The following is a 5,740-nucleotide window of genomic DNA, read 5'->3' on the forward strand; positions in this document are numbered from 1 at the left end:
TTTGTGCGAGACGATAGCTGTCGCCATTCATCTCGAGAATATTGACGTGGTGGGTGATGCGGTCGAGCAGCGCGCCGGTCAGACGTTCGGACCCCAAGGTTTGCGTCCATTCGTCAAACGGAAGATTGCTGGTGATCAGGGTGGCACCCCGCTCATATCGTTGCGAGATCAGCTCGAACAGCAGCTCCGCCCCGGTCTTGGAGAGCGGCACGAAGCCCAGTTCGTCTATGATGAGGAGCTGGTAGGCGGCCATCTGCTTCTGGAAGCGGAGCAGACGCCGCTCGTCACGTGCCTCCATCATCTCGCTGACGAGAGCGGCGGCCGTGGTAAAGCCGACGGATAGGCCCTTCTGGCATGCGGCCAGACCGAGGCCGAGCGCAACATGGGTTTTCCCCGTGCCGCTGGGCCCCAGGGCGATCACGTTCTCGCGCCGCTCGATCCACTCGCAACGCGCCAGTTCCAGCACCTGCATCTTGTTGAGCTTCTGGATAGCGGTAAAATCGAAGCTTTCCAGGCTTTTGACGACCGGGAACCTAGCCGCCTTGATGCGGCGCTCGACCTTGCGGCGGTCCCGTTCGATCATCTCCCGTTCGCAAAGCCGGGTCAGATATCCAATGTGATCCACACCTTCGGTGGCGCATTGCCGGGCCAGCTTCTGGTACTCGCGCTGTTCAGGTTCGGCCTGCCGATCGGCTGGGTTCTGGCGGCTAGTGCGGCGGCTGGCGTCTTGCTCACCTTAACGGGAGTTGGCTGAGAGTCCGTTTCGAAACTCACTGCGGCGGGTTCAAAGGCCCCTCGGATGGTCGCTCCGCAATGACATGATACCCGATTTCCGCGGGTTTGGGCGTCCCGGGTGAACCATGGAGGCTGGTCTTGGCAGGGTTTCGAAACGGCCTCTAANTTCCGCGGGTTTGGGCGTCCCGGGTGAACCATGGAGGCTGGTCTTGGCAGGGTTTCGAAACGGCCTCTGAGGCGCAGAAGCCGCGAAGCCTTAGCGCATTTCCCAGCACGAAAACGCTGGACAGCGCCATCGTCCCTGAGGCCAGCGCAGGGGAGAGCAGAGCCCGTACACGGGATAGAGCACCCCCGCGGCAACAGGGATGAGAGCGGTGTTGTAGGCGAAGGCCCAAAAGAGGTTCTGCCGAATGTTGCCGATCGTAGCCCGAGAGCGCGCGATGGCCAGGGGTCTTGTCCTTTACCGGGTTCGACCGCGAGCACGGCGGTGGAGCAGGTTACTCAAGGCGGAAATCTTATGCTCTGTGAGGCAACAGAACGCGGGACGCCGTGACCATCCGCTCCGACGCCCACCATAGCGGTCGTTATTGCGGATATTGGATCAGCACGAGAGCCCTGTTTTCCGGTGCGGGTTCTGTCATACCACGGCTTGCGCCACGTTGAACGCTTCGATCGCGGCCTGAACCTCCGCATAGAGATCTGCCGCGGACTCGCTTGCATCGATCTCAACAACCAATGCGAACCGAACTGATCGCTCCTGCGGATTGGCAATTGCCTTTGTCTTCCACCAGCCGGCAACGGGATGGACAGCAAGAATGTTGCGGCGTGCGAGATCCGAGGCGAGGCAGGTGAGTTGATCAATCTGCAACGATCCGACGTCACGCCGATTGCGCCCAAATGTCCAACCATCGTTCTCGTCGACGGCCTCCTCCTCGGGCTGGTCGGCCACCTTGCTGATGCGAGCCATAAACGCGGCTCGGCTTTCATTTGGCCGATTGAGCTTGAAGCGCAGATTGTGGGAGGCGTAGCGAAATTTTGAGCCGCGGGCCGGTTCGGATGGATTGGGCGCGACAAAGGTGCTGAGCGCGACCCTGAGAGTCACAGGACTGTTGACGAGCTTGCGCAGTTCTTCCACGGGCCATGGCAGTTCGAACAATCTCATCTCGTTGTGGACGTGATCAGCGCCGCCGCTATCGCTCAAGCGATACGGCGTAATCGTATCCTGCACGATTAGCGTCAGGGCATTGGAAGCGCTGCGGCGAGCCCGCTCCATGTCGGGAACTCCAAAACCATAGCGTTTGAACAGCGGGCCGAAATGCCCCTTTCCGGGATTTGCGGGAAGATGGCTGCGCATCTGTGGAGTCCAGCGGGCAGACGAAACAAAGACCGCCCGGATTGTTTCCGGCCACAGCGCCGGGTAGTCCGACCACAGTTCGGTGATCGCCCGAGCAGCTAGAGCCGTTGCGCCACTCGTCTCCCCACACGTGGTGAAGGCACGGCCAGGAAAACTATGGTCCGTTGTGAGGAGAGACAACGCGGGATGCTGCATCGGTGGTGGAGGTCCATTGACCATCCAGTTTCCGCCCTCAAAAACCACATCCGGCTTGAGTGGCCAGTGCGAGGACCAGCTTGACGTTCGAGACGACGGCGCAAGGTCGCCGAATGGCGCAAGTGGAACACCCGCCTCGCCGGGCGGCAGAACATTCTTTTCGGTGCATGCGCCAATGCAAATCGCGTTCCAAGCCTGAGCCGGCGATTCGACTTCATTATCTGGATGGTCGCAAACCGCGAGGTAGTCGCCGTTGCCGAACATGTTCTGGATCGTGTTTCCGGCGGAGATCACCATCAGCCTCGGGGTTTTTTTGTTTCCCGAGACACCGGCGGTCAGCTGATCTATTTCGCTGGACCATGACGTGGGAGCGCCATCATGGGGCGTGTCCTCCTCCGTTGTGCTCGCCATCGTGAAGGTACGGCGCCGATCTCCGGTCACTTCCACCGCATTGATACCCGCGCGAGTCATCGCTCCAAGCAAGTGATGAGGATTGTGGCCCGCGTCCGGAATGATCTTTGCCGACTCCAGCCGATGCCGGATTTCAATGGGCAACATCGTTTGCAGCGCGACGGTCAGATCGCCATGAAGCGCCAGGCCTGCAAGCTGCGTACCATGGCCGACGAAGTCGCTCACATCCCAGGCAGGATTTGCGGCATGCCGGTCATCGGCGCTGAGAGCGGGTCCGATGAGCGGGTGCGCACGGCTGACGCCTCTGTCGAGCAGCGTGACGTAGTTCGGATCGTCAAACGCATGGAACGTGGTCCATCCGGACAAATTATCGAGCCAATCCGCCTGTTCCTCAATCTGCAGTGCATCGAAATAGTCTGCCGTTATTGTGGGGGCTGCAAGAGCGCGAACTCCGCCGAGGCGCCTCACTGCGAGCGCAAGCGCTTCTCTCGTGGCGGTCGCAATGACTACGATGTCTTCGGGGAACTCCAGCCGATCCGCACCGACCGCGACGCCATATTCAGGAGCATTGCCAACAAATCCCGCGGCCTGCGCCTTGTCCAGCCAGAGCTCCCATGGAACAGCAGCATCGCCCGCTGGAAATTTAGTGACCGGGCTGCGCCACAAGGCGCGAAGCCCGGCCTCGACAATAGCGCCGATGCTTTGCACGAGATCGGCATTGTAGGGACGTCCCTCAGTGCCATCCTTCTTCGTGCGGTTCTTCTCGGCAAAATCCTCTATCTTGCGACGTAGCTTGGCGAGGCCATCATCCGTCGCAAAGACGGTTGCTCGCTGCGGCTGGTTGGCGGTCGGTTGGGCGGGCTCGACGCGCAGCAGCGTCAGATTACTGGCGTTGAGGCCGGTTGTGACCATGATCTCGCCGGCTCGCCCAGCAACCTCAAGATAGACGCCGGCTCGCCCTTCGGCATTTACGTCAGGAAGATGGTCGAGTGCGTGCAAAAGCGCCAGAGCGTGACCAGCACGATCGGAAACGTCACCTGGGTGCTTTGTTGCCGGTTGGCCCTTTGGCTTGAACTTTTCGGCTTTTGACAGCGCGTTGAGAATGAAGTGCTGGCGATCCCTCGGCATTCGTCCCCGCCCCTATGTTGTGTAACGAGCGGCGACGCGCAAGCGAGGCAATCACTGCGGCGGTCTCTATCACTCCCGAATTTCCTAACACTGCCCTTCGAGCCGCATCTTCCCCGGCCGCAACGACATCCGCCGTCGACAGGCCTTCGGCATGACGCACCACATCACGCCAGTCAACCTCCTCGGTCGCGAAACCACGCAGGCGCCGGTGCATGGCCTTTTCGATCGCCTCGGCGTCCGGCAGTTCATAGGGCAGGACGAGGTCGAAACGCCGCAGAACTGCGCGGTCGAGGATTTCTGGCAGGTTGGTCGTGGCGACGACGATCGACGGACCGGTGTTTTCGTCGAGAAACTGCAGGAAGGAATTGAGAATCCGCCTGGCCTCGCCGATGTCGTTGTCGGCGCCGCGCGCGGCAGCCAGCGCATCGATTTCATCGAAAAGATAAATGCCGCGCGTCGTGCGAACAGCGTCGAAGATCAGGCGCAGCTTCTGTGCCGTCTCGCCCATGAATTTTGTGATCAGTCCGTGCAGCAGCACCGTGAACAGCGGAAACTTCAGTTCGCCGGCGAGCGCCTCGGCGGTCAAGGTTTTTCCAGTGCCCGGCGGACCGGCAAGCAGCAGCCGGCGGCGCGGCCGCAATCCCTTTTCTTCGAGCCGCTCGGTCATGCGGGTCTCAATGACGATGTGCGCCAACTCGTCTTCAAGATGTGGTGGAAGGATGAGATCGCCAAGCCGCGTCGACGGGTAGCTAGCGCTCAGGAAACCGGCGAGATCGCCGCGCGGCGCGGCGAGTGGCGTCGGGGCGCTCTTGATCGCTTTCGGCGGTTGCTGACCAGCTTCGGCCCATTGACGCAACTGCTCCGCCAAACGGGCGTGGCCTTTCTGCGCCTCGGACGCAGCAAGCTGCATAGCGAGATCGAAGAAGCGCGCCTCGTCGCCTTCCGCATGGCTCTTGACGAGCCCGATCAGTTGCTGTGCAGATGCCATAGTAAACCTTCCCAAGGCCCCGCCAAGCGTGATCATGGCAAATCACCGCGTGCGGCAGTGTATAGTGAGGAATCCTTAATAGACCAGAGTACCAAGGCAACTGGCATGGAAGTCCACCTCTAAATATGGCGCACTCCTGCCAAATCGGTTCAGGACCTCGGTCGATTTCGGCTACCGGACAAAATTGTTCCCATTGAGTCGGCGCTCTCAAGGTTCTCGACTAGACCACGCCCCAAGCTTGGAAACGCTTTCGGCCCGTTATCTCGCGTAGGCCGAGATCGGCGACAAGATTGAGCGCGCCCTGTTTCGTCAGCTTGAGTTCGGCCTGGATCATGGCCGTCGACACCAGCGGCCGAGCCAGCGTGAACTCGACAAGCTGCGGCAGTTTTGAGTTCGCCCGCAGCGCGCGCAGACGCCGCTCGAGCTGGCCGCGTGCCAGCACCAGCCGGTCATGTTCTTTAATCCCGGCCGATGCCGCCTCGTGGACCGCATCAACGAAGGCGAGCAGCCGCGAAACTCTGTCGCGGGCGCGTCGCCGCTCTCGCGCGACTTTTTGCGCACCGACATTGAGGCAGGCGAGATGGTTGGCGGTCGTGCCGGTTTGTCGCAGAAGCGACGCGGCCAGCAGCGGCCCGAGCCAATGGGCATGCTGCAGGACCTCGATCTCGTTCCAGGAGTCGATGAGCAGCGCGACGTGCAGCACGGCGGGCAGGTCCTTTGTTGCCTGCAGCACAGCCTGCCATTCGGCCAGCCTTGCGTCCTCGTCCCAGTCGAGGTCGTAGACCAGCGCCGGCCGGTCGTCCGCGATCGGTCTTTTTGAACCGGCGTCGATGCCTGCGACGGCGCCAGCGCGGTCAGGAACGGCAGGGCCCAAACCCTTCCGGCGAAGGGGATTGGGGCAAGCAACATGACGCTGATCCAGCGCAGGC

3 protein-coding genes and 2 pseudogenes are annotated in these 5,740 nt (G+C 61.3%); all 5 read right to left on the reverse strand.

Annotated elements, in window-relative coordinates:
- Window positions 1–667, reverse strand: a pseudogene (istB, locus tag VQ044_RS23560) (IS21-like element helper ATPase IstB); the annotation flags it as partial.
- A 229-nt stretch (window positions 668–896) separates the two neighbouring features.
- Window positions 897–1,186 (reverse strand): annotated as a pseudogene (locus VQ044_RS23565) (hypothetical protein); the annotation flags it as partial.
- A gap of 186 nt (window positions 1,187–1,372) precedes the next feature.
- Window positions 1,373–3,823, reverse strand: coding sequence for a S8 family peptidase (locus VQ044_RS23570; RefSeq protein WP_327650023.1), 2,451 nt, complete (start codon window positions 3,821–3,823; stop codon window positions 1,373–1,375).
- A complete protein-coding gene (locus tag VQ044_RS23575) occupies window positions 3,729–4,847 on the reverse strand; it encodes an AAA family ATPase (protein ID WP_327650024.1) in 1,119 nt (372 codons plus the stop codon). Before VQ044_RS23575 ends, VQ044_RS23570 begins: the two co-directional genes overlap by 95 nt.
- Window positions 4,848–5,031: 184 nt before the next feature.
- The coding region (locus tag VQ044_RS23580; RefSeq protein WP_331827806.1) for an RHE_PE00001 family protein at window positions 5,032–5,740 on the reverse strand (709 nt) is incomplete at its 5' end.

The sequence above is a fragment of the Aurantimonas sp. C2-5-R2 genome (assembly GCF_036549495.1).
GTDB classification, from domain to species: Bacteria; Pseudomonadota; Alphaproteobacteria; order Rhizobiales; family Rhizobiaceae; genus Aurantimonas; species Aurantimonas coralicida_A.